The sequence below is a fragment of the Psychrobacter piscatorii genome (genome assembly GCF_904846415.1).
GTDB classification, from domain to species: Bacteria; Pseudomonadota; Gammaproteobacteria; order Pseudomonadales; family Moraxellaceae; genus Psychrobacter; species Psychrobacter piscatorii.
The window spans coordinates 1-4,570 of the sequence record NZ_CAJHAR010000068.1; the positions used below are offsets into that span (position 1 = coordinate 1).

The window sequence follows — 4,570 nt, forward strand, 5'->3', positions numbered from 1 at the left end:
CCGTATCAATTTCTAGTTTAACGTTACAAGCTAAAAAGCCCCTTTCTAAGGGGCTTTTTGGTCACTAATTCAGCCGGCTAAAACCGGTCTAAAATCATTTACCATAATGCAGCTTTATCGGAACAATCGGGTTTTTTTCGTGCTAAAAGGGCTAGTATTAGCAGTCATTTAAGGTTAGGAATTAGCCAAGATCAGGCAGTCTTTTTTGCCTGTCCTGGCTAATTCCTAACCCAACAACCAAAGGGCGTTAGTCTTTTAAATCTAAAACACAGTAATCCTTAGATGGTCCAAATTTACATTCCTTTGTCATCACTCTAGCGCATAGCTTACCGTTACAGCGTTCAATATCTAAATTACCGCCCTGCTTGTCTAGCTGCGCTATCGTTACTCTACGCTCTGCAATATCATCAAGGCTCGGTATAAAAAACATTGATCCTAGTATCACCGCTAAGCAAGCCCCTGCAATTGAGCCTACGGTCATAAAAGCGTGCTTCCAACCTAGTGCCTTTGTCTCTTGTTTTATAGCATCAGCTGCACGCATTGCCCCGCTAGACGCTTTTTTAAGCTCTTGGGCGGTCTTAGTGGCATGATTGCTTAAATCGCTCTCTAAGGACGCTCTAGCGTCATTCAGCGAGTCTTTAAATAATGATTGTGCTAGCTCTGGTAAATGCTTATGCAAGCTTTCAATTCCAGCTTGCTGCTTTTTGATGATTGCTAGTGTTTGAGCAATACTTTCCTGCTGTTCTTGCGCAGTTGTTATGAGCATAAATAGCTGTTTTTTAGCATCCTCATTCATATCTCAAACCCTCTGTCTTGCCCCTTTTCTTGGGCTTGCTGTTGCCTTTCAATATCTAGTTTTTGTTGCTGTTCCTGTCTGAAGGCTTCATATTCAGCTTTAAAATCTTGCATACCTTGTATTTGTTCTTTGATGCTCGCCATCTCTGTCTTCGCTTCTTTGAGGATATTTATTTCAAGCTTTAAATCGTGCAGCTGCTCATTATCTGCTGTAATCTCTCGGTTCAGATCGCCCTTATCCGTTGTAACACCCCTACGCTCCATTGCTGACGCTTGCCACCCCATTTTAATAGTTGGCTGCCTATCAACTCCTTGCTCTTTCAGGCTTCTATGGTCTATACGCTCCTCAATACCCTGCTTTTCTAACTGTGTGTTGACGATAGTTTCCCATTCCTTACGTAGCGCTTTGATTTCGGCACTGGTCGAACCTAACCCTAGCTCTTTACGCTTGGCATTTGATAATTCAATACTTGTCTTATCACCTAACTCGATGCCGTCATCGGTACGCTCAAGCTCTCTTGTGGTGGTCATAATATGAGCGTGCCAATTACGATTATCACCCTCTTTATCGGGGGAGTGAATAGCCACATCAACGCCTACGTTGTAACGCTCTGCGAGGACTTTAGCGAACCTAACCGCTACCCTTGCGCCCTCATTCTGCTTGAGGTCTTTACGCTTATCTTTATCTTCAGGTACAAGCTCATGCGGTATTGCTAGCACCCATTCCCTAGCGGTGCGCCCATCTTTTCGGTTTTCTGCAAGCTCCGCTTTATTCCACAGCTCGCTACGATCAATCTTTTTCATAGTCTTATCAAAAGTATAAGCCATTTCTACACCGTCACGCTTTGAGTAGTCATGCTTTAACCCTGTGCGCTCGTCTGTAATTTCTGTACCGGCACGATAAGCAGCGGATGCTGTTGCACTGCGTCCGCTGCTTCTTGATATAGGCTTAGTGGTTGCGTAGTAGATAGCCATGTTTACGGATATATCTCATTATTGTTTATGTATTTTAGTCCTTTAGGTTTTTGCTCCGCAGGACGTATTTAGGACTTGAAAATCTATGCAACAACGTGGAATAGATTTCTCAAGTCGTAAATGCGCACTTGTCTAAAAAGACAGCCAAGTGAAAGCTCTCCAATTCACTGTTATACTAACACAAACATTGATATATTTAGGTGGGATTATGCCAACGATAGAACAGAAGATAGCCCGCAAACAAGACGAGCTAAACCGACTAAAAACAAAACAAAGAAAATTAGATACAGCGCAGAAAGTGGTTATTGGTGGCATGATTTTATCACTAGCTAAGAACGATCCTGATAGAGCCAGACAGCTGCTTATTGATATTGATAACAACATCACACGCAAGACAGATTTAGACCGCTTAGAGAGTGTTATAGACGATTTGACCGTCACACGATCAAAAGGAGTTTAAACATGGCTTATGATTATTTTATTTCAACCAATGACAGTAACGATAAGATAAAAATTCCAAAGTGGATTAGCGAACGTGACGATAGAATGGAATCTTATAAATCTGCTGGTGAGGTGGACTATCAAGGTAACTTCACTGGCGATGAATTGATCCAACTAGCCAATGACTATGCTGAAATTTGGGGGGATGCTATGAATAGCTTTCATGCAGACCTTCAAAATAAAGGCTTGGCGTACATAAAAAATGCTGAGACAGATCAATTCACCCTATCAGCAATTTACTGGTCATCAGATGCTTACTAAGTTAGACCAACTAAAACACTTTTTTTTGACGTTTTTTTAAATATAATTTGTTTTTTTTAAGAATATTAAATGTTGTAGTTAGCTAGAAATTCAAGCTGTAGCCCTTTACTTTCAAGGATTCAGGGGAAGGGGAGTCTTACTAATAGTGGTTACTTTTAAAGAATATAATTTGTTTTTTTTGGCTAAAAATTTAAGCCGCAGCCCAATTTTTCAAGATAATGAACATTTTTTTAAATTAGTTGTCTTTAAAATAAAATAAGTTCATTTAAGCTATAGCCCTTTATTTTCAAGGGTTCAGGCTTACTTATCTTTTCACCTTAGTTTTTTAATCAACGATCTCGACACTCACTCTGCTGATTGAGTGCTTTTTCTTTTTTTTTTTTTTTTGCTATTATTATCTTAACTTAAATTTTTCTTCAATCTCTTATGTTATATAGCCTAGTGGGCTATATAACACTTGAATGAGCCTAAGTAGTTCTTATGCTCTTGGTTTGGCTGGGTTCTGAAATCAGGGAACACTCACCCTAAAGGACTCACAGATGAAAATCTGCAAATCCTTTAGTGTTGTTACCTTGACGGTGCTCACTCATGCCCTCGGCACGACTTGGGACACTCATCAGGAGGTCATCACTGTATCAAGCTGACCCTGTTAAGATTACGGCTGATAGCACCGCCTAGACACGCTCTTAACCGCTATACGCTTTCTAATGCTAGCAAGGATTTAATATCCAATGTACCGCTTCAAAAGACAATATAACCACTCATTGCGTTGCTCAATATGTCTAGAACCCCCTGTCGAGAGCTTACTGTCACCCATGCAATGCAGTCGTCACTGATGCCTGCCACCCATTACAAGGGAACAGTTACAAGGCGTGAAGGGATTTAAGTAACGAGCAAATAATTTGTAAAACCACGGTTTTGTTTTGTAAGAACTGGGTTTTAAAGTCACTAAAAGAGGTAATTTGATTGCAATCTAGCCTAGATTTGGCTTAAAATATGCCCTAATGGGCTTAATTGCTGGTCAAATAACGCAGTCTGAATGCTTATTTGGTCGTTACAGTGTGCTTCAACACGCTGTAACCGTTAATGAACATTAAACGATAAACCCCCCTATTGCGTCAAGTGATAGGGGGGTTTATTTTTTTGGGCGATCCAATCCTACTCTTTTTCTCTAGTAAAAACTGTTAAGTAACACCTGATCATAGCTTAGTGTTTATAAAAAAAAGCTTATTTTTTATAAACACTAAGCTATTTTTTTATATTTTTACTTGCTATTTAGAAAAAATAAGGTATATTATGACAATGTTAGTAAAACACTAGCTTACTCTTTATAGAGTTCACTATAATTAACCTAAGGTATATAAAAATGGACAAGGTAATAGCAATATTCACAGGTAGAGATTTAGAGGAAATGCAAAAAATTGGAGGCTCAGGACACTGGGTAGCCAACGCAAGTAGAATTAGGGATATCAAGTACGCACTGTTAATTCGAAATAATGGAGAGAGATTATCACCTGATGATATTAGTCACGGTCAAGCTTTTATGATTGGTAAGATTTCAGGTTGTGTTGCTTCTAAGCAACATCCTACAAGAAAAATCGTTCAGATTAGCGAGTACTCTTTGCTACCAAATACAGATAATTTTAAGAAAGCATGGAAAAAACTGACTTCTAACGAAAAGACTAACCGAGGTCAAAGATACCCAATTTCTTATATGAATACGAATGACTTACTAGAAAAGATCGGACTTGAGGTAGAAAGTCTAGATTGGCTACCATTTGATGTTAGTCCAACTCTAGAAGAAGCTTTAGAAGCTGAAGACAGCGAAAGAACTGATTTACCAGAAATAGTTGCTGAAGCAAAGGAAATGATAGCTGAAGCAGCAGGTGTTGATATTGACCAAGTAGATATCCGTATCAATTTCTAGTTTAACGTTACAAGCTAAAAAGCCCCTTTCTAAGGGGCTTTTTGGTCACTAATTCAGCCGGCTAAAACCGGTCTAAAATCATTTACCATAATGCAGCTTTATCGGAACAAT

The 4,570-nt window shown here is 39.3% G+C and carries 5 protein-coding genes; 3 read left to right on the forward strand and 2 right to left on the reverse strand.

Going from position 1 to position 4,570, the window contains the following annotated elements:
* Positions 1-247: 247 nt before the first annotated feature.
* Positions 248-796: a hypothetical protein gene (locus JMX83_RS14735; protein WP_201603321.1), complete on the reverse strand. Its 549-nt coding sequence runs from the start codon at positions 794-796 to the stop codon at positions 248-250.
* Positions 793-1,770 (reverse strand): MobA/MobL family protein, encoded by a 978-nt coding sequence (locus tag JMX83_RS14740; RefSeq protein ID WP_201603323.1) that lies wholly within the window; start codon positions 1,768-1,770, stop codon positions 793-795. Before JMX83_RS14740 ends, JMX83_RS14735 begins: the two co-directional genes overlap by 4 nt.
* A gap of 208 nt (positions 1,771-1,978) precedes the next feature.
* On the opposite strand from JMX83_RS14740, the gene JMX83_RS14745 reads away from it, so the two are divergent.
* From JMX83_RS14745 to JMX83_RS14755, 3 genes are all read left to right on the forward strand, one after another.
* Entirely contained in the window at positions 1,979-2,230 is a 252-nt protein-coding gene (locus tag JMX83_RS14745) for a mobilization protein (RefSeq protein WP_201603326.1), read from the forward strand.
* Between the two features lie 2 nt (positions 2,231-2,232).
* Positions 2,233-2,532 carry a hypothetical protein gene (locus JMX83_RS14750; RefSeq protein WP_201603329.1) on the forward strand — a complete coding sequence of 100 codons (300 nt, stop codon included), beginning with the start codon at positions 2,233-2,235 and terminating at the stop codon, positions 2,530-2,532.
* Positions 2,533-3,898: 1,366 nt separating this feature from the next.
* Entirely contained in the window at positions 3,899-4,459 is a 561-nt protein-coding gene (locus JMX83_RS14755) for a hypothetical protein (protein ID WP_201603331.1), read from the forward strand.
* The last annotated feature ends 111 nt before the right edge of the window (positions 4,460-4,570 follow it).

Excerpts from the sequence above, each read along its gene's own strand:
- JMX83_RS14735 (WP_201603321.1), bottom strand. The coding sequence starts at position 796 with ATGAATGAGGATGCTAAAAAACAGCTATTTATGCTCATAACAACTGCG.
- JMX83_RS14740 (WP_201603323.1), bottom strand. The coding sequence starts at position 1,770 with ATGGCTATCTACTACGCAACCACTAAGCCTATATCAAGAAGCAGCGGA.
- JMX83_RS14745 (WP_201603326.1), top strand. The coding sequence starts at position 1,979 with ATGCCAACGATAGAACAGAAGATAGCCCGCAAACAAGACGAGCTAAAC.
- JMX83_RS14750 (WP_201603329.1), top strand. The coding sequence starts at position 2,233 with ATGGCTTATGATTATTTTATTTCAACCAATGACAGTAACGATAAGATA.
- JMX83_RS14755 (WP_201603331.1), top strand. The coding sequence starts at position 3,899 with ATGGACAAGGTAATAGCAATATTCACAGGTAGAGATTTAGAGGAAATG.